The 20,388-nt window shown below is 41.4% G+C and carries 16 protein-coding genes and 4 tRNA genes; 13 read left to right on the plus strand and 7 right to left on the minus strand.

The features are described from left to right. Positions 1-15 precede the first annotated feature (15 nt). A complete protein-coding gene (gene folX, locus VUI23_RS12495) occupies positions 16-381 on the plus strand; it encodes a dihydroneopterin triphosphate 2'-epimerase (protein ID WP_216048461.1) in 366 nt (121 codons plus the stop codon). A gap of 86 nt (positions 382-467) precedes the next feature. Here the strand turns inward: folX and VUI23_RS12500 are convergent, their stop codons facing one another. Both VUI23_RS12500 and VUI23_RS12505 read right to left on the minus strand, forming a co-directional pair. Next, the gene (locus tag VUI23_RS12500) at positions 468-2,984 is read right to left on the minus strand and encodes an FtsX-like permease family protein (protein ID WP_216048460.1); all 2,517 of its coding nucleotides are present in this window, start codon (positions 2,982-2,984) and stop codon (positions 468-470) included. 2 nt (positions 2,985-2,986) lie between these two features. Continuing rightward, complete coding sequence (locus VUI23_RS12505) at positions 2,987-3,691, minus strand: ABC transporter ATP-binding protein (RefSeq protein ID WP_342808284.1); 705 nt, start codon at positions 3,689-3,691, stop codon at positions 2,987-2,989. A gap of 88 nt (positions 3,692-3,779) precedes the next feature. Between VUI23_RS12505 and VUI23_RS12510 the strand changes: the two genes are divergently transcribed. From VUI23_RS12510 to VUI23_RS12540, 7 genes are all read left to right on the plus strand, one after another. Continuing rightward, positions 3,780-4,370 (plus strand): arylesterase, encoded by a 591-nt coding sequence (locus VUI23_RS12510; protein WP_216048595.1) that lies wholly within the window; start codon positions 3,780-3,782, stop codon positions 4,368-4,370. Between the two features lie 124 nt (positions 4,371-4,494). After that, positions 4,495-4,674 carry a hypothetical protein gene (locus tag VUI23_RS12515; protein ID WP_342804560.1) on the plus strand — a complete coding sequence of 60 codons (180 nt, stop codon included), beginning with the start codon at positions 4,495-4,497 and terminating at the stop codon, positions 4,672-4,674. Between the two features lie 600 nt (positions 4,675-5,274). Then, positions 5,275-5,351 (plus strand) — tRNA-Met (locus VUI23_RS12520). Positions 5,352-5,375: 24 nt separating this feature from the next. Further along, positions 5,376-5,460: transfer RNA gene (locus VUI23_RS12525), tRNA-Leu, on the plus strand. A 7-nt stretch (positions 5,461-5,467) separates the two neighbouring features. Continuing rightward, a tRNA-Gln gene (locus VUI23_RS12530) sits at positions 5,468-5,542 on the plus strand. Between the two features lie 38 nt (positions 5,543-5,580). Beyond that, positions 5,581-5,655 (plus strand) — tRNA-Gln (locus VUI23_RS12535). A 128-nt stretch (positions 5,656-5,783) separates the two neighbouring features. After that, a complete protein-coding gene (locus tag VUI23_RS12540; RefSeq protein WP_342804561.1) occupies positions 5,784-7,241 on the plus strand; it encodes an alanine/glycine:cation symporter family protein in 1,458 nt (485 codons plus the stop codon). Positions 7,242-7,269: 28 nt separating this feature from the next. On the opposite strand, the gene VUI23_RS12545 is transcribed toward VUI23_RS12540, so the two are convergent. Further along, positions 7,270-8,430, minus strand: a complete 1,161-nt coding sequence (locus VUI23_RS12545; RefSeq protein ID WP_342804562.1) for an FAD-dependent oxidoreductase — start codon at positions 8,428-8,430, stop codon at positions 7,270-7,272. Positions 8,431-8,684: 254 nt separating this feature from the next. Here VUI23_RS12545 and miaB point away from each other — a divergent pair, with 254 nt between their 5' ends. From miaB to lnt, 5 genes are read left to right on the plus strand one after another with little or no spacing between them, the layout of a single operon-like run. After that, positions 8,685-10,121: a tRNA (N6-isopentenyl adenosine(37)-C2)-methylthiotransferase MiaB gene (gene miaB / locus VUI23_RS12550; RefSeq protein ID WP_216048456.1), complete on the plus strand. Its 1,437-nt coding sequence runs from the start codon at positions 8,685-8,687 to the stop codon at positions 10,119-10,121. Positions 10,122-10,147: 26 nt separating this feature from the next. After that, positions 10,148-11,194, plus strand: coding sequence for a PhoH family protein (locus VUI23_RS12555; RefSeq protein ID WP_216048455.1), 1,047 nt, complete (start codon positions 10,148-10,150; stop codon positions 11,192-11,194). Next, positions 11,191-11,649: an rRNA maturation RNase YbeY gene (gene ybeY, locus VUI23_RS12560; protein WP_342804563.1), complete on the plus strand. Its 459-nt coding sequence runs from the start codon at positions 11,191-11,193 to the stop codon at positions 11,647-11,649. Before VUI23_RS12555 ends, ybeY begins: the two co-directional genes overlap by 4 nt. 33 nt (positions 11,650-11,682) lie before the next feature. Continuing rightward, on the plus strand, positions 11,683-12,543 hold the full coding sequence (corC, locus tag VUI23_RS12565; RefSeq protein ID WP_216048453.1) for a CNNM family magnesium/cobalt transport protein CorC: 861 nt from the start codon (positions 11,683-11,685) through the stop codon (positions 12,541-12,543). A gap of 12 nt (positions 12,544-12,555) precedes the next feature. Continuing rightward, positions 12,556-14,052 carry an apolipoprotein N-acyltransferase gene (gene lnt, locus VUI23_RS12570; protein WP_342804564.1) on the plus strand — a complete coding sequence of 499 codons (1,497 nt, stop codon included), beginning with the start codon at positions 12,556-12,558 and terminating at the stop codon, positions 14,050-14,052. Positions 14,053-14,221: 169 nt separating this feature from the next. Here the strand turns inward: lnt and greA are convergent, their stop codons facing one another. From greA to dapB, 4 genes are all read right to left on the minus strand, one after another. Continuing rightward, positions 14,222-14,698, minus strand: a complete 477-nt coding sequence (gene greA / locus VUI23_RS12575) for a transcription elongation factor GreA (RefSeq protein WP_216048452.1) — start codon at positions 14,696-14,698, stop codon at positions 14,222-14,224. Positions 14,699-14,806: 108 nt separating this feature from the next. Further along, the gene (gene carB, locus VUI23_RS12580) at positions 14,807-18,031 is read right to left on the minus strand and encodes a carbamoyl-phosphate synthase large subunit (protein ID WP_216048451.1); all 3,225 of its coding nucleotides are present in this window, start codon (positions 18,029-18,031) and stop codon (positions 14,807-14,809) included. Between the two features lie 19 nt (positions 18,032-18,050). Further along, positions 18,051-19,214 (minus strand): glutamine-hydrolyzing carbamoyl-phosphate synthase small subunit, encoded by a 1,164-nt coding sequence (gene carA, locus VUI23_RS12585; RefSeq protein ID WP_342804565.1) that lies wholly within the window; start codon positions 19,212-19,214, stop codon positions 18,051-18,053. Between the two features lie 317 nt (positions 19,215-19,531). Continuing rightward, the gene (dapB, locus tag VUI23_RS12590) at positions 19,532-20,335 is read right to left on the minus strand and encodes a 4-hydroxy-tetrahydrodipicolinate reductase (protein ID WP_303500660.1); all 804 of its coding nucleotides are present in this window, start codon (positions 20,333-20,335) and stop codon (positions 19,532-19,534) included. Positions 20,336-20,388: the final 53 nt, after the last annotated feature.

Consider the following 20,388-nt stretch of genomic DNA (forward strand, 5'->3'; position numbering starts at 1 on the left):
AGGAAGTGACAATAAATGAAGCTGAATCCAGCCACTATCAGAATTAAAAACCTCAGGTTACGCACTTACATTGGTATTAATGAAGATGAAATAGTGAACAAACAAGACGTTATCGTTAATGTGAAAATTCATTACAACGCCGAGCAAGCAACAGACTCAGATGATATGGAAGATGCATTAAATTATAAAATCATTACCAAACGAATTATCAAACTGGTAGAAGACAACCGTTTTTCACTGCTGGAAAAGCTAACATCAGACGTATTGGAAATTGCCGCAGAACATCCTTGGGTAATTTATGCTGAAGCCGAAGTAGATAAGCCCCATGCACTACGTTTCTCAGACTCAGTATCACTGTGCCTATCATGTACTAAAGGGTAATTCTGTTCACTCCAGATTGAAGCAAATAAAATCAGAAAAAGGGCGAATCGCCCTTTTTAATGATTATTTTGAATAGCTTTAATTGTCTACACCATTTTCCGCAATAACTGACTGGTATTTAAGGTTAATAACCTCCAGCATCCTGCAGCACCTAACAAGCCAACAGTGGCCGCACCAACAACTGGAGCAATAATCCAATATTCGAAATGTAGTTTTCCCTGCATTTCAAAAATTTGTGACTGCAATAAATATAAGGTGAGTTCATTGGCAAAGGCTGCCATCAACCCCGCCACTGCACCAATAATTAAAAACTCATAAATAACACTGGCGCGGATCAAGCTGCCTTTGGCCCCTAGCGTACGTAAAATGGCCAACTCTTGCTGGCGCTCATCCATGCTCGCCTGAACTTGCGCAATTAACACCAAAGAACCGGCAATCAACACTAACACTAGAATAAACTCAACCGCCACAGAGACTTGATCAACAATGGCTCTTAATTGATTAATTCTTGCGTCTACATCAAATAAGGTGACACTGGAAAATGGCTGCATTAGCTGCGCTATTTTCGATTTTTGCTCTGTTGGAACATGAAAGCTAGTGATGTAAGTGGGTAGAAATGCCTGCATGGCTTCAGGCTGCAATACAAAAAAGAAATTGGGTTGCATGGTCTGCCAATTGACACTGCGAAGACTGGTCACTTTCACGCTAATCACTTCACTACCAATATTAAATGTTAGTTTGTCATCTAACTTAATATTTAATCTTGACGCTAACCTCTGCTCTACAGAAACCCCGTATTCATCTCCGGTTTGCCATTCGTCTAACCACTTTCCAGCAACAATTTTGTTTTCATTTTGGAGTTGATTACTCCAAGTTAAATTAGCCTCTCGCCCTAGTCCGTTGCGGCCACTATCTTGTTTATCTTCATCTTCTTTAGTGATCTCAGTTCGTATTTTTTCGTCGTTAATCGACACAAACCTAGCCCTAACAACCGGATAAAACACATCGGTTTTAACACCTAACTGTTCGAAATGTTGATTTAATGCAGGACGTTGCTGCTCAGTAATATTTGACATGAAATAGTTAGGAGTGCCTTGCGGTAGCTGGTCGCGCCACTGCGAGACCATGTCGTTACGCATAACCAAAACCACAAGTAACAACATAATAGTGACCGAAAAACTAATCAGCTGCACACTGTTATCCATAGCCCGTCTTTTGATTCTCGCCCAAGCTAACTGCCACGCCCCCATTTTACCTTGACCTAACTTTCTGCCAACCGCGATCAAACCATAAGTGATGGCCAACAACGCACAGACTAAAACGATACCGGAAACAAACAGGATTAAGCTAATTTGCAAGTTTTGGCTATAGGCCCACATCAATATCAATATGGCTGAACCCGTGGCCGCAAACTGCAGAACTCTGGAACTCATCCCAGCTCCTAAATCACGTCTGAGTACACGTAAAGGCGGAACCGAGAATAATTTTAACAAGGGATAAAGTGAAAACAGAACCGCACAAATCATTCCGGTAAAAACAGCAATGACCAATGGACGCCAATGCCATACGTCGATGGAAACACTGACTTTATCGGCAATCGCCAAAATGACCAATTGTTGAATGATAAAACCGACGACCGTCCCCACTAAGATACCCAACAAGGTGATAAAAGATATTTGATATAAATAAACCCGTTGTACTAATTGTTTACTCGCACCCAGGGTTTTCATGATCGCAACGGGATCATAATGACGTTGGCTATAACGTTGAGCAGCAACGGCAATAGACACTGCCGCCAATACAATTGCTAACAGACTGGCAAGTAAAAAGTATTGCTCAGCTCTGCCTACAGAACGCCCAAGTTGCGAGTCGTCATCTTCTACCGATTGCCAAGAGTGAATTTCTCGATTTAACTGAGGTCGCAGCCAATCATAATAATCATCTAAATCACCGCTATCCCCAACGAAAAAATAGGTGTAGTCAATTCGACTACCTGGGCCAGTAATATGAGTTGCAGCCAAATCGTTAAGGCTTATCAATACCTTCGGATTACCACCAAACACACTAAACCCAGAATCCGGCACATCCGTAATGACTCGGGTTAAAGTGAACTCCTTATCTCCCACCTCAATTTTATCACCAAGCTTTAAACCGAGTTTCTGTAACAACAGTGACTCCGCCCAAGCTTCGCCAGAAGCCGGTAAATTTTTAGTCACCTGACCCAAACCAAAGGGCTCTGTTGAGGTTTTTAACTCACCTTTTAAGGGATAACCGTCATCTGCAGCGCGTAAGCTGGTTAAAGTCATTTGCTCGTTACCAAATACCATGGAGCGGGCATACACTTGCTGGGTGGTTTGCAAGCCTAATTCTTTTGCTTTTGCAATCCAGTTAGGATCAACGGGTTTATCTGACTCTAACAGCCTGTCAGCGGCAATAAACTCGGCAGATTTAGCCGTCAGAGCACCTTGAAGTCGTTCACTGAATAATGAGAGTGACAAAACCGCTGCCACAGACAAAACAATCGCAAACAAAATAATCGTAAGTTCGCCACGTTTAGCTTCGTGCTTGAATAAACGCCAAGCCAAATTAAAACCATATTTCATGTTTAACTAGCCTGCTGTTGTTGGTCTGATTGTGAATCGGATGAGGTAACCTCAGTTAACACACCCGCTTGCATACTCAACTGACGCTGACACTGTTTCGCCAATACGGGATCATGGGTAACAAGCACTAAAGTAGTATCTGAGTCTCTATTTAACTCGAACAACAAAGACTCTACTTTTTCACTATTAGCGGCATCCAAATTACCGGTTGGTTCATCCGCAAATAAAATTTTAGGCTTAGTGATAAAGGCACGTGCTATCGCTACACGTTGTTGCTCACCGCCTGACAATTGATTGGGATAGTGATTGCCACGATGTCCCAAGCCGACCTGTTCAAGAATTTGTTGACCAAGCTGTTTGGCATTATCTAAACCCGCTATTTCAGCCGGAAGCATAATATTTTCCAATGCGGTTAAGCTTTGCACCAACATAAAACTTTGAAATATAAATCCAACTTTTTCGCCCCGTAGCCTAGCACGCTGTTCTTCATCCATAGAATGCAAAGGCGCACCAGCCAAGAAGATCTCACCTTCGGTTACCTGATCCAGACCCGCTAACAAACTCAGCAGTGTAGACTTACCGGAACCCGACGCACCAATAATGGCAACCGACTCACCAGCCTTGACTTTAAAACTAATTGGTTGAAGGATCTGAAGTTCACCTTCGCTCGTACTTACTACTTTGGTGATTTGTTTAGTTTCTATCATTACATTTGGAGTTGTTGTCATAGTGCACTTATGGTTTAAAAGAGACAGAAATCGTCTGTTTATTGTTGGGTTAATAGTTATACTTTTACTGAGTATTTCAGATCACTTGCAAGCTCAACAAGCTGACGATCCACAATCGGTAAAAATACTGATTCTAGGAGATAGCTTAAGCGCTGCTTATGGGCTAACGCAAGAACAAGGTTGGGTTAGTTTGTTACAAAATGCATGGCAAAACCAAGGCATAAACGTTGTAAACGCCGCAATAAGCGGTGAAACGACAGACGGTGCTTTAGCTCGGCTTCCCAGATTACTCGATCAACACTCCCCTACCCATTTATACATTGAATTGGGTGGTAATGACGGATTGCAAGGTCACCCAGTGAAAAAAATGCAGGCCAACATTCAACAGATGATTGATATGGCTCAACAGCAAGGGCTTTCGGTAATTTTACAGCAAATGCAGATACCCACTAATTACGGTCGCAGATATAACCAAATGTTCACCGGCATGTTCACTGAGCTATCCGTTGAAAATGAGATTCCTTTAATCCCGTTCTTTTTACAGGAAATTGCCTTAGACAAATCACTAATGCAAAAAGATGGCATCCACCCTAATTTGCAAGCGCAACCGATGATCGCGAATTTTATGCAACAACAATTAGAACAATGGATTGACTAAATGTAAGCATATTAGCTTGTTATAGACGCTGTGCGATTGACAGAGTTGTTTATTTCACAATAGTGCATGCTGTTATTTTTTGTACTATATTTACCAATAGTTATCAGCAACGAGGATTATTAAAATGGAAGTAGGTTCTTCATCTAGCAGTACAGCTGCCCAAGCAGCTCCGCAGCAACAAGCTCGTCAGGTTGAAACTCAACAACGGCAAGCCGAGCTTGAATCACCGTCTCAATCATCTTCGACTCAAAACAGTCCTACACCTGACTCACGTGTGGGCTCAGTTATTAATACCCAAGCTTAATCGGTATTAACATAGCTAGTTTCGTCTAAACAGGCGATCAATTTTAAAAAACCGAGCCATTAGTGCTCGGTTTTTTTATCGCTGTACACAATATACAAAAAGCAACTTCTCTATCGGTCTTTTCAATTGATAACTATTTTTAGTCTGCCATTCTTTATATAGGAGTTTTATGACAAGACGATATTCTTAATCGATAACACTTCATTTGGTTTATATACCTAGCTGTTAATTGGTTGTCAGGCAAAGGGCAATTATCATTTGTTCACCTAATGACCGTTGCATCTGCCAAATCACAGCTAAAATGCGTATAGCAGTGCGACAAATGACTGCTAAAACATGCAATCAATCTAAAAATAACGTTTTTTATGTTTTTATTTTCAATTTAATGCAAAGTTTCTATCCTTCAAAAATCGAATTAAACAGTACTAATTTAAAAAAGATTCAATACATTTGTACAAATAAGTGTCATGTTGTAGATTTTTTAACTGGCTTTGCTTAGATATCGAGCAATCAAACAATTCTGTTAAAAAAAGGGTTGACGACCTTATGCCTTATCAGCATAATACGCGCCACTCCAAAGCGGAGTACCCAAAGATAGATGGCTACGTAGCTCAGCTGGTTAGAGCACATCACTCATAATGATGGGGTCGCAGGTTCGAGTCCCGCCGTAGCCACCAAGTCTTGTTTTAGAACAAGCATGTGCGGAAGTGGTGGAATTGGTAGACACGCTGGATTTAGGTTCCAGTGCTTCACGGCGTGAGAGTTCAAGTCTCTCCTTCCGCACCATCTTTGTTGGGGTATAGCCAAGCGGTAAGGCAGCGGGTTTTGATCCCGCCATTCGTTGGTTCAAATCCAGCTACCCCAGCCATCTTTTGCGTAGCAAGTGCATTTGCACTTGCTGCCATTTGGGGTATAGCCAAGCGGTAAGGCAGCGGGTTTTGATCCCGCCATTCGTTGGTTCAAATCCAGCTACCCCAGCCATATTTAAGCCCAAGATTTTGTCTTGGGCTTTTTTATTTGTTGTCAAATGATAGCCCTCCTTCTCTTTACATAAGAACTAGATCACTTCAAACTGCAGCTATAAAAATTATAAATGGGCAAGGATTCGAGTGATAAACGACATTGTAAGTTTCATAAACGATCTATTATGGAACAGAGGGTTAAGTGTTTTATGGGAAACCGAAGGGGAGCAATCTAATTTTTACTTTCCTATACTTGCAGTCATGTTGGTATTTGCTGGAGTATGGTTCACTGTCAGGTTAGGTTTTTTACAATTCCGACATTTCGGGCACATGTTTAGCATCATGAAAAACAGTACCCAAAGTGATGCCTCAGGAATTAGTTCATTTCAAGCATTGTGTACCAGCCTATCCGCTCGAGTAGGCACCGGAAATTTGGCTGGCGTCGCGGTTGCCATTTCACTCGGTGGCTCAGGTTCGATTTTCTGGATGTGGATGATTGCCTTGCTTGGTATGGCAACAGGCTTCGCAGAAAGCGTTTTGGGCCAACTTTATAAAGTCCGAGATATAAATGGTGAATTCCGAGGCGGTCCCGCCTACTACATTCAACAAGGTCTCAATAAACGCTGGTTAGCGGTGCTATTTTCATTATTCCTGTTTTTGGGATATGGATTTATTTTTAGCGCCGTACAAGCAAACACTATTACTGACGCTTTAAATCACGCCTATGAAATTCCGACCCATTATTCAGGTCTAGTGATTATCCTAATGGCCGGTATGATAGTCGTTGGCGGCCTTCGCGCTATTGCCAGATTCGCCGAATGGATAGTGCCTTTTATGGCCATTACATATGTTTTGGTAACCTTGGGAATTGCCATCGCTAATTACGAACTTGTCCCTGCTATGCTTTCAGACATAATTTCATCAGCCTTCGGTTTACACGAAGCTGCGGCTGGGGCCTTAGGTGCAGCAATTAAGAATGGTATACAACGAGGGCTTTATTCGAACGAAGCCGGATCTGGAAGTGTACCCCATGCAGCAGCTGGAGCATCACCGAATCCTAACCACCCTGTTTCACAGGGTTATGTACAAATGCTCGGTGTCTTTATAGATACAATGATCTTATGTACTTGCACAGCCATTGTCATATTGTTAGCAGGTGGTTCAAGTAGTGAGCAGATGGAAGGTATACGTTTAACCCAAGATGCGATGGGCAGTCACTTAGGTGAATTTGGCGGTGATTTTGTTGCGGCAGCCATTAGTTTATTCGCATTTACGTCTGTGGTTGCCAATTATGCGTATGGAGAAAGTAATCTCCACATGTTTAAATTAGACAATAAAGTCGGACGCTGGGTATACACGGGCGGTTATCTTTTGATGATTTTTTGGGGTTCAATGGCCTCATTACCAAAAGTCTGGGCAATGGCCGATATGGCGTTAGGCTTGATGACATTTATTAATATTATCGCCATAGTGTTAATGACTCCCACGATAGTTTCAATCAGCCAGGATTACTTTGAAAAACGTAAGAAAGGTCAAAAACCAGAATACTTAAATGGTGACTGTGAGATCCAAGGCGAAACTGAAAAAGGAATCTGGGGGAAATAACCCCCTTCCCTACAGGATTGGCGCTGGTTTAGGTCAATCCTAATGCTACCTTCATAACTTGTTTTTTAATTGGTCCGGCATTGTCAGCCAAACTCAAACCAAGGTTTCTGAGTAGTTTCAAAGGCAAGTTATCATTGCTAAATGCCGCGTAAATTGCATCCATAGTCGACATCATTAATAAATTCGATGATTTTCGTTTATTTTCATATTGTTTTAATAATGGCAGCACTGAGGTTGCTTGTTTATCCCAGTTACTCAAACATTCTAAAAGTGCAGACACATCACGAAAACCTAAATTCACGCCTTGTCCTGCTAATGGATTAATGGTGTGCGCTGCGTCGCCGATTAATACTGAATTACCTTTGCAATATTGATTTGCATGCATCCGTGTTAATGGAAAACTGGCGCTTTGAAGTATCTCAAAATCACCAAGTTTTTTAGGAAAATTCGCCATAATTTGGGTTTTCAAATTACTTAGATTCAGACGTTTTAACTCTGCAATTTTATCCGCTGAGTCATACCAAACCAATGAAGCAAAACCATCATACAACGGTAGGAATGCCAAAGGGCCTGAGGGTTTAAATTTCTGCCAGGTTATTTCTTGCTGTTTAGCGTCCGCCAATTTGATGTTGATGCCCATCGCATGTTGCTCATACTGCCAGCCTTGTTGACCAATATTCAAGCTACTTCTCACCTGCGAATTTGCCCCATCCGCCCCGATTAAAATAGTACATTGGTAAGATGAATTATCAGCGGTATTAATGATATTGGGTACACCGTTTTGAATTTCTTTAATCGTTGCCCCACTTACCAAGGTAATATTTGGCAAGGAATGAATACGATTTAGCAATGCCAACTGAATTAATCTATTCTCAATAATGAAACCCAGTTGCTGCTGATTTATTTCATTACAATCAAATTGCGTCGCGCCCTTGTCGCTTTCCCACACTAACATTTTTTTAAATGGGCAAAAGCGCATGGATTGAACATCTTGCCAGGCTCCCAAAGAATTCAACAATGAATAAGCATTAATGTTAATGGCGGATACTCGCATATCTGGCGGCTGTTCAGGAGAGTACGCTTCGGGTAATTTCGCTTCAAATATAACAACATCGAGCCCCTGCTGAGCAAGTCCTACAGCAGTTGCAGCACCCACCATTCCTCCACCAACAATACCTACATCAAACATATTTTTTAATCACGCTGAATTACTTTTGATGGCTATATCATACTGAAATAAATCCAGTTTAATCAGTAAAAAATTAAATAAATTAGGGGACATGATCGCGCCGCAGTTAAATAACAGATGAAAGCTAGATCCAATCAACAAATAACGTTAAAATAAGCGGTTCGGTTTAGCCAGTTTGTAACAAATTTGTCTAGCATAGTCAGTCGATGGTGGCGTCTAAATGGCATATAAAAATTAGGGTTTAAAAACGCAATATGAGCAAAAAGTTATACATTAAAACGTGGGGCTGTCAAATGAACGAGTATGATTCGGAAAAAATGGCCGATCTACTTGATGCTACTCATGGTTATGAGCTTGCTGACGAAGCAGAAGATGCTGATGTTATCTTGTTGAACACCTGCTCTATTCGCGAAAAAGCCCAAGAAAAAGTATTCCATCAATTGGGGCGCTGGAAAAACTTAAAAAAACACAAGCCTGAATTGATTATCGGTGTGGGTGGTTGTGTTGCCTCACAAGAAGGCACCACGATAAGACAACGAGCACCTTTTGTGGATTTGATTTTTGGTCCGCAAACATTGCATCGATTGCCAGAGATGATCAACCAGATAAAAGGTGGCTCAAAATCAGTTATTGATGTCAGTTTCCCTGAGATTGAAAAATTTGACCGTCTACCGGAACCACGGGCAGATGGTCCAAGCGCATTTGTTTCTATTATGGAAGGATGTTCCAAATACTGCAGTTTTTGCGTTGTACCTTATACACGAGGCGAAGAAGTAAGCCGTCCGGTTGATGATGTGTTACTCGAAGTAGCGCAACTAGCTGAACAAGGTGTTCGCGAGGTAAATCTACTTGGTCAAAATGTAAATGCATTTAGAGGACCTCATTTCGATGAAAGCATTTGCAACTTTGCCGAATTACTTGAATTAATTGCCTCCATCGATGGCATCGATAGAATTCGTTATACAACGTCTCATCCGGTTGAGTTTACTGATGATTTGATTGAAGCCTACGCGTCGATTCCAGAATTGGTTGATCACCTGCATCTTCCTGTGCAAAGCGGCGCAGACCGAATTTTAAATTTGATGAAACGTGGCCATACAGCTATCGAATTTAAATCAAAAATTCGTCGACTTAAAAAAATTCGCCCTAATCTTTGTATGTCCTCAGACTTTATTATTGGTTTCCCCGGAGAAACAGATGAAGACTTTCAAGCGACAATGGATTTAATCCAAGCAATAGATTTTGATATGAGTTTTAGTTTCATCTATAGCGCACGACCAGGTACGCCTGCGGCCGACTTGCCAGATGACGTCAGCGAAGAAACCAAAAAACAACGTCTGCAAATTTTACAAAGTAGAATTAATCAACAGGCCTTGCGAATAGCCAGAAATATGCTTCACACGGAACAACGTATATTAGTTGAAGGCCCATCGAAAAAGAATCCAATGGAGTTGTCTGGCCGTACTGAAAATAATCGTGTTGTAAACTTCGAAGGTACACCAGACATGATTGGTGAATTCATCGATGTCAAAATTACTGACGTGTTCGCGAACTCATTGCGAGGAGACGTTGTCAGACGTGAAAAAGATATGGGCTTGAGAGTCAGTGTTGCACCTAAATCTATCTTGTCAAAACAGACAGTTCAAGAAGATGCATTAGGTGTACAGAAATTTTCGCCAACATCACATTAAACTAGTCAAAAAGGTAAAATTCAATTTTGAGTACTATTGTCAGCAGCGAAGTGTTTTTAGAACCAGCCGATCACAAACGTCTATCAAGTTTGTGCGGACCATTAGATGACAACATAAAGCAAATAGAACGCCGTTTAGGGGTTGAAATCACATATCGCAATAATGAATTTAAAGTGATAGGCGATCCTTTACAAAGTAACGGTGCGGCCGAATTACTTAAATTGCTTTATATCGAAACTCAACCTATTAAAGGTAAGATTCCAATGTTGGAATCTGATCAGGTTCACTTAGCCATTCAAGAAGCAAAATGCCTTGAAAGAGCGGAAGCGGGACATTACGGCAAAGAAGTACATATTAAAACTCGTAGGGGCGTGATCAAACCAAGAAACCCCAATCAGAGCCAATATGTGTCTAATATATTAAACCATGACATCAGTTTCGGTGTGGGCCCAGCTGGTACAGGTAAAACCTATTTAGCGGTTGCTTGTGCTGTTGATGCATTGGAACGCCAAGAAATCCGCCGAATCCTGCTAACTCGACCAGCAGTTGAAGCGGGTGAAAAACTCGGGTTTTTACCCGGTGATCTATCTCAAAAAGTTGATCCTTATCTTCGCCCTCTGTATGACGCCCTTTTCGAAATGTTAGGATTTGAAAAAGTTGAAAAACTTATCGAACGTAATGTTATCGAAGTAGCGCCTTTAGCTTACATGCGTGGCCGAACATTAAATGACGCTTTTATCATCTTAGATGAAAGTCAAAACACCACTGTAGAACAAATGAAAATGTTCTTAACTCGTATTGGTTTCAATTCACGTGCGGTGATTACCGGTGACATTACGCAAATAGACTTACCAAGAGGGGTACGCTCTGGATTGCGTCACACCATAGACGTATTAAAGGACGTTCAAGATATTTCCTTTAACTTTTTCACTGCTAACGATGTAGTTCGGCACCCCGTGGTCGCGCGAATCGTTCGAGCATATGAAGAATTTGAGTCTGCTCAAGAAAAAGCTAAATTGCAAAAACAAGCAGAGCAAAGCGCTAAAGGTGAAAATGAGAAGCCGATTAAGTGAATATTGACCTAGATATCCAAATTGCTTGCGAAAATAACAATCTCCCAACAGCTCAACAATTCGAGCAGTGGGTTAAATTCGCGTTAGCCGATCAACAAATCGATGAAACAGAGTTAACGATTAGAATCGTGACACCTGAAGAAAGCCAAAATTTAAACGCGACATACCGTGAAAAAGACAAACCCACCAATATATTATCCTTTCCGTTTGAGGCCCCGGCTGAAATAGAACTTAATTTATTAGGCGATTTAGTCGTTTGCGCAGACATAGTTGAAAAAGAAGCTGAGCAACAAAATAAACTATTATCCGATCACTGGGCACATATGATTGTCCATGGAAGCCTCCATTTACTTGGGTTTGACCATGTAGATGATCAGGATGCAGAAATAATGGAAAGTCTAGAAGTGCAAATTTTAACAAAATTAGGCATTGACGACCCCTATCAAGATCATTAAATATAGTGATCCAAGGAACCTAAAAAAGATATTATGAGCGAAGACAACCCCCACTCTACTAGCGGTTCTACGAATAAAAGCTGGCTAGATAAACTAGTACAAACTTTTAACGCAGAACCGAAAAGTAAAGAAGCATTGGTTGATATTATATCCGATGCAGAGCAACGAGAAGTAATTGACCCGCAGACCAGAGAGATGATTGAAGGTGTGATGGGCGTCAATGAAATGCGTGTAAGGGACATCATGATCCCTAGAGCGCAAATGATGACCATTAATGTTGACGAGTCAGTAGAAGAATTTCTACCGGTGATGCTGGAGTCTGCTCACTCTCGATTCCCAGTAATCAACGAAGACAAAGATCACATTGAAGGAATTCTATTAGCCAAAGACCTACTTGCTTATGCATTCATCCCTGGAAAGGAATTTCACCTAAAAGACGTATTACGACCAGCTGTTATTGTACCTGAAAGTAAACGTGTTGACGTTTTGCTCAAAGAGTTCAGGCAGCAACGTTATCATATGGCGATAGTGGTAGATGAATACGGTGGCGTGTCAGGTCTTGTTACGATAGAAGATATTCTAGAGTTGATTGTAGGCGAGATAGAAGACGAACATGATATCGAAGAAAATGATTCTGACGATATTCGTCCTCTAAATACTTACACATACTCTGTTAAAGCACTCACACCAATCGAAGATTTCAATCAATTCTTTGAAACCCACTATGATGTTGAACAAGCCGATACCATTGGTGGCATAGTTTTGAAAGCATTTGGGCATATGCCAATGACGGATGACGAGATTGAAATTGAAGGTCTGATATTTAAAATTACTAATTCAGATAAACGTCGATTGTTACAACTGAAAGTGACCTTACCCAACAAAGAAGACTAAGTGTAAAAAACCATGCTGCATTATATTGGTGTTATTTTATTGGGTGCATTAATGACGTTCAGTTATGCACCTTTTTCACTTTGGTTTTTAACGCCCATTTTATTAACTGGGTTCTTTTATCGCTTATTAGTCAGTAAATCAGGATTTAAAACCGGCTTTGCATTTGGTTTAGGTTGGTTTGGTGCCGGTATTTCGTGGGTTCACGTAAGTATTGCAGACTTTGGTGGACTCCCCTTGATTGGCTCAGTAGGGCTTATGGTTCTGCTCTGCAGTTTTTTAGCCTTGTATCCGGGATTGTTCGCGTTTGTCCTCAAACGATATTGCAAACTGCGTTACTGGCCATTGTTGGCACCTTTTATTTGGTTTATAAGCGAATTTATTCGAAGTTGGTTATTTACTGGATTTCCTTGGTTATCTATTGGTTACAGTCAACTTCTTGGTCCCCTTTCCGGCTGGATACCGGTTTTCGGTGAGACGGGTCTGAGTGTTATTTTAATCGCTTTAGCAGTCTCATGCGCATTAAGTGTAAAACAAAAGGTTTATATTCCTACCATTGCCTTAGCTTCAATCATATTTATAGGCGGATGGGCATTAAACTCAGTTAATTGGGTGACGCCCAAGGCAAGCACAGTCTCCATTGCAATGGTGCAAGGCAATATAAAACAAGAAATGCGCTGGGCTCCAGAAGAAGAAGCTCCGACCATGGAAAAATACCGCAAATTGACCGAAGGTCATTGGCAGAATCAACTCATTATTTGGCCTGAAGCGGCTATTCCCCAATTAGAATCAACTGCGGAATCCTTTTTGCGTCAATTAGATAGCCAAGCAACCGAGCAGGATACAGGGTTAATCACCGGTATAGTCAACTACGATTATGACTCACGACAAGCGTTTAATAACCTCATTGCCATAGGTAAAAAGCTGCCTGAGGATACGCAGGGACAATATCATTATTTGCACTCAAACAGATACGATAAGCATCATTTGCTGCCATTTGGCGAATTTATTCCGTTTGAAAGTTGGCTAAGACAACTTGCACCGATTTTTGATTTACCGATGTCATCCTTTACCAGAGGTGATTATTTGCAATCGAATCTGGTCTCAAATGGCATCAATTTGGCTCCTGCGATTTGTTTTGAGATTGCATTTCCTAGGCAAATCGCTGCAAATTTAACAACTGAAACCGATTTCATCATCACTGTGAGTAATGATGCTTGGTTTGGTCATTCCCATGGTCCCGATCAGCACCTTGAAATTGCCCAAGTCAGAGCAAAAGAGTTTGGCATTCCAGTTTTACGGGCAACGAACAATGGTATTACTGCCTTCATCGGTTACGACGGAACAATAATTAGTCGACTTCCGCAATTTAAGGCGGGTGTATTATCGGCTGAAATAGCCAGTACAACAGGCTTCACACCCTACAGAAAGTGGCAAGACTTGCCGCTATGGATTTTGAGCTTGATCGCTTTGGGATGGGCTTGGAGAGACTACACTAAACGCACAGATTGATAGTATTTTAATTGATAAGGTTTTAATTGATAGCGTTTTAAAATTTGAGGTTTTGCCTACTAAGCAAGGCACTTTGGCTGGTAGTGTGGAAGCAAAAACCAGCCGCAGCACTGAATATTCAAATTAAATCAAACTTTAGCTTAAATTGCCGCCGCCTGAGAATTCAAACTTAAATATATTCGACCTGACACACTTCATATTCTACAGTGCCTGCAGGAGTTTGAATTGTAACAATGTCGTCTTCTTCTTTACCTATCAAACCACGGGCGATAGGTGAATTCACAGAGATTAGATTATTTTTAATGTCTGCCTCATCATCACCTACGATTTTATAGGTTGTTTCTTCATCAGATTCAACATTGATGATAGTGACTGTTGCCCCAAAAATAACTTTTCCATTGTTTGTTATTTTAGTTACATCAATAATTTGTGCATTAGATAACTTACCTTCGATATCCTGAATGCGGCCTTCACAAAAACTCTGTTGTTCGCGGGCTGCATGATATTCGGCATTTTCTTTTAAATCACCATGCTCCCTAGCTTCTGCTATGGATTGAATGATTTGTGGACGCTTAACAGATTTAAGTTCATTAAGCTCTGCGCGCAACATTTCTGCGCCTTTTGCTGTCATTGGATATTGATTCATTGATCAACGCTCACTTATATGTGCTTTTGTTTATGTTGAGGTTAATTAAAAAGTGCGCAGTGAATGCGCACTTTTATTACTAGAAATTTTGCTTAGTTTACCACAAGTTTAGCGTTCGTTAACTCTCTGGTGTAAAGATTGGACCGAGTTTACTTTCGCGCGATCATCTGCAGTTTGGGCATTTACTGTCGCAAATGCTGCATTCAAAGTTGTGGTATAGGTGATTTTATTGAGCAATGCTTCACGACGAATATACACAGAATCATTTATCGCTTTGCGTCCCTCAGTAGTATTCACAATATAACAATATTCGCCATTTTTAATGGCGTCAACAATGTTTGGACGACCTTCTGTAAGTTTATTAACCACACTACAGGCAATTCCAACATCGTTTAACTCTTTTGCAGTACCCGAGGTAGCCTCTAAACTGAAGCCTTTCTCAATCATTTTACGGGCAAGTTCAACAACGCGTTTTTTGTCATTGTGACGAACTGAAATCAGCGCTTTACCTTTCTGCGGAATGGGCGCACCAGCGCCTAAGTTAGCTTTGGCATAGGCTTCTTCAAAGGTATCCCCTACTCCCATCACTTCACCTGTTGAACGCATTTCTGGGCCCAACAAAGGATCAACACCTTGAAACTTAGCAAACGGCAGAACAACTTCTTTGACAGAATAAAACGGCGGGATAATTTCCTCCGTCACCCCTTGTGAAGGAAGTGATTGACCAACCATTGCACGAGCGCCTATTTTTGCAAGCGCCATTCCTGTTGCTTTAGATACAAACGGAACAGTACGAGCAGCGCGCGGGTTTACTTCAATTAAGTACACTTCACCATTTTTCACGGCAAATTGTGTATTCATCAAACCCACGACACCTAGTTCTAGGGCCATATCTTTAACTTGCTTACGCATTACGTCTTGGATTTCTTGACTCAATGAGTATGGCGGTAAGGAACAGGCAGAATCACCAGAGTGAACTCCAGCTTGTTCTATATGCTCCATAATTCCGCCGATTACCACGTTTTCACCATCACACATGGCGTCGATATCAACTTCAATGGCATCATCAAGGAAACGGTCAAGTAACACTGGAGAGTCATTTGAAACTTTCACAGCTTCATTCAAGTATCGTTTTAAATCTTTTAAGTCGTAAACAATTTCCATTGCACGACCACCTAGAACATAAGACGGACGAACAACTAATGGAAAACCAATTTTTTCAGCTTCAACCAACGCCTGCTCCATGTTGCTAACGGTGCTATTTGCGGGTTGTTTTAGGTTTAATTTATTGACCATATGTTGGAAGCGTTCACGATCTTCAGCTCTATCGATAGCATCAGGAGATGTACCAATAATTGGCACGCCGGCAGCTTCTAACTCGCGAGCGAGTTTCAATGGTGTTTGGCCACCATACTGCACTATGACGCCCTTAGGCTTTTCGATACGTACAATTTCGAGCACATCTTCTAAGGTAACGGATTCAAAGTATAACCGGTCAGACGTATCATAATCAGTAGAAACGGTTTCTGGGTTACAGTTAACCATGATAGTTTCATAGCCATCTTCACGCATTGCTAGCGCTGCATGAACACAACAGTAGTCAAATTCGATACCTTGACCTATTCGGTTAGGACCGCCGCCCAACACCATAATCTTATCTTTATCCGATGGATTAGCTTCACATTCTTCATCATAAGTTGAATACATGTAAGCTGTACTAGTCGAAAACTCCGCTGCACAGGTATCTACGCGCTTATAAACAGGTGTGATTTCCATCGAGTGTCTAAGTTCACGCACGTCACTTTCGGCGACATTAGTTAACTCAGCCAAACGAGAATCAGCAAACCCTTTGCGTTTTAAGGTGCGCATCAAGTCATAATCGATCCCGGATAGGCCAATTTCAGCCACCTGTTTTTCAAGGTTCACAAGGTCTTCAATCTGAACCAAATACCAACGATCAATGTTGGTCAGTGAGAAAACTTGCTCAACTGACATGCCCATTCTCATTGCATCAGCAATATACCAAATGCGCTCTGCGCCTGGTTCTCTGAGCTCGCGGATAATAATCGCTTCACTTTCCGGATCTTCAATATCGATAATCGGGTTTAAGCCATTAACGCCAACTTCTAGGCCTCGTAACGCTTTTTGCAAAGACTCTTGCTGATTACGGCCAATTGCCATCACTTCACCGACAGATTTCATCTGTGTGGTTAAGCGATCATTAGCACCAGCGAATTTTTCGAAGTTAAAACGAGGGATTTTAGTGACAACATAGTCAATCGCAGGCTCAAACGATGCTGGGGTTAAACCACCAGTAATATCATTTGCCAGTTCATCTAAGGTGTAGCCAACCGCTAATTTAGCCGCAACTTTCGCAATTGGAAAACCTGTGGCCTTCGACGCTAGTGCAGAAGATCTAGACACCCGAGGATTCATTTCTATGATAACCATGCGGCCAGTTTTTGGGTCAACACCAAACTGTACGTTTGAACCGCCAGTTTCAACACCAATCTCACGCAATACTGCCATTGCTGCATTACGCATAATTTGAAATTCTTTATCTGTCAGGGTTTGCGCTGGTGCAACCGTTATTGAATCACCAGTATGAACACCCATTGGATCGAAGTTTTCGATGGTACAAACAATAATACAATTATCGCTTTTATCTCGTACCACTTCCATTTCGTATTCTTTCCAACCAATTAGCGATTCATCAATGAGTAACTCACTGGTTGGTGAAAGGTCTAACCCGCGGCGACAAATCTCATCAAACTCATCAACGTTATAGGCGATACCGCCACCGGAGCCGCCCATAGTGAACGAAGGTCTGATTATACAAGGAAAACCAATACGACTCAGCACATCATGAGCTTGTTCGATGGTATGTGCGATTTCAGCTCTTGGACAAGCCAAACCAATTGATTTCATCGCCTTATCAAAACGCTCACGGTCTTCTGCTTTATCAATTGCATCGGCTGTCGCGCCAATCATCTCAACAGAGTACTCTTCCAATACACCATGTTTGTTCAAATCAAGGGCGCAGTTAAGTGCCGTTTGACCACCCATAGTAGGTAAAATTGCGTCTGGGCGTTCTTTTTCAATTATGCGTTTTACCACTTCCCAGTGGATGGGTTCAATGTAAGTCGCATCAGCCATTTCCGGGTCTGTCATAATGGTAGCAGGATTGGAATTGACTAGAATAACTCTATACCCTTCTTCACGTAGGGCTTTACAGGCTTGAGCTCCTGAATAATCAAATTCGCATGCCTGGCCAATTACAATTGGACCCGCGCCCAGAATCAGAATGCTTTTTAAATCAGTACGTTTTGGCATAGTATTCTTTCTCTAAGTATCAAGCTGAAATTGAAGTAGTTGCTGATTTTGATTTTTCTATCAGCTCAATAAAATGATCAAACAAGGGAGCTGCATCATGGGGACCTGGACTTGCTTCAGGATGCCCTTGAAAGCTAAATGCCGGTTTGTCATTTCTGTGTATGCCTTGCAACGACTTATCAAACAAAGATACGTGTGTCACATCCAAATTATCTGGCAAAGAAGACTCGTCCACTGCAAAACCGTGGTTTTGGCTGGTAATCATTACCACATCACGCTTTAAGTCTTTAACCGGATGATTTGCGCCATGATGACCAAACTTCATTTTTTCTGTTTTTGCACCACTGGCTAACGCCAACAATTGGTGACCTAAACAAATACCAAAAATAGGAATCTCGGTTTCCAAGAAAGTTTTGATAGCGGCAATAGCGTAATCACAAGGTTCAGGATCACCAGGGCCATTGGATAAAAATATTCCATCTGGCTGCATTGCTAACACTTCTTCGGCAGGTGTTGTAGCTGGCACCACAGTTAAGCGGCAACTTCTATCTACTAACATGCGCAATATATTGTGTTTCGCACCAAAATCATAAGCAACTACATGAAACTTACAATCTTCTACATTTTTCGCATATCCGGTTTCTAAAGACCACACACCATCTTGCCATGGATATGCTTTATCTGTAGTCACCACTTTCGCTAGATCCATTCCTTTCAAACCCGGAAACGCTTGAGCAGCACTTAAGGCTTCAGAAACATCATCTTGATTAAAATCATCAACAGTGACAATGCAACCTTTAAGCGCGCCTTTGTCTCGAAGGATGCGTGTCAATCGACGAGTATCAATATCGGCAATGCCTAAAATATTGTTATGTTTCAAATAGTCAGAAAGAGAAGATTGATTACGGAAGTTACTAGCTAATAAAGGAAGGTCTCGAATAATTAGGCCTTTAGCCCAAATTTTTGTGGATTCAACATCTTCTTCATTAGTACCAGTATTACCTATATGAGGATAAGTTAAGGTAATAATTTGTTCAGCATATGAAGGGTCAGTCAAAATCTCCTGATAGCCTGTCATTGATGTATTAAACACCACTTCACCGACAGAAACACCAGAAGCTCCAATTGATGTGCCTTTGAAAACAGAACCGTCTTCTAGCACCAAAAGAGCAGAAATAGCCAAGTCAACCTCCTAATTAAGGACAACCCAAGGTTTTTTTGCAAGCTAAGCATCAAAACCCTATAAAAAACGGGTTGAAATTATTAATTTACATCCCGTTTACCTCATCACCGCTAGTATTTTCGGGAGATTAAGCACATCTCATCCGAAAATTTGGCAAATTCCCGAGATCATACACTAATGGTTTTATTTGATCCATTAGAATGTAGAAAAATTACTAAAATGAGCATTTGATTCAAAATTCGTAGGTAAGTCATTAAAACGTCAAATTAAGCAACCGGTAAACGCCACTTAATTTTTACCCACTATTTTAGTTCAGATTAATTAAACCCCAGCACATCCTGCATAGAATATAGTCCGGCAGGTTTGCCAACCAGCCATTTAGCAGCGGTTATCGCACCTTTAGCAAAGGTCAATCGACTAGAAGCTTTGTGAGTGATCTCTAGTCGCTCACCAATATCTGCGAATAACGCTGTGTGTTCACCAACCACGTCGCCCGCTCTGACGGTAGCAAATCCAATTGTTTCATGTTTGCGCTCACCAGTGTCACCTTCCCTTCCGTACACGGCACATTGCTTTAAATCACGGCCAATTTCGTCAGCGATAGCCTCTCCAATTGCCATAGCAGTTCCAGATGGCGCATCTTTTTTAAAACGATGATGGGCTTCAAGAATTTCGATGTCTGCTGTATCGCCCATTGTTTTTGCCGCCTGACGAACCAAATTCAACATAAGATTAACGCCTACACTGTAGTTCGCCGCAAACACAACTGGAATCTTAGTAGCCGCATTTTGCAACAGCGCTTTTTGATTATCGTTCAGTCCAGTGGTGCCAATCACAATGGCTTTATTATTTGCCACGCACCAAGCTAAATTTTGTTCAAGCACATCGGGCAGCGTAAAATCGATGACGACGTCTATCTCAGGTGCTTGTTGGTCTAAACTTGCTGTAATGCTAAGATTTTGTTTACCAATACCGGCTAACTCGCCAGCGTCCATTCCAATCCATTGCGAACCTTCTCGTACAGAAGCTGCGGCCAAATTCACGTTATCATCTAAATGGGCGGCATCTATTAATACACGGCCCATTCGGCCATTGGCTCCCAAAATACCAATTCCTGTCATTTTCTACTCATTTCAATTAGATAAATACTATTGAATATTGTGCAATATAAACA

This window comes from Alteromonas sp. M12 (genome assembly GCF_037478005.1).
GTDB classification, from domain to species: Bacteria; Pseudomonadota; Gammaproteobacteria; order Enterobacterales; family Alteromonadaceae; genus Aliiglaciecola; species Aliiglaciecola lipolytica_A.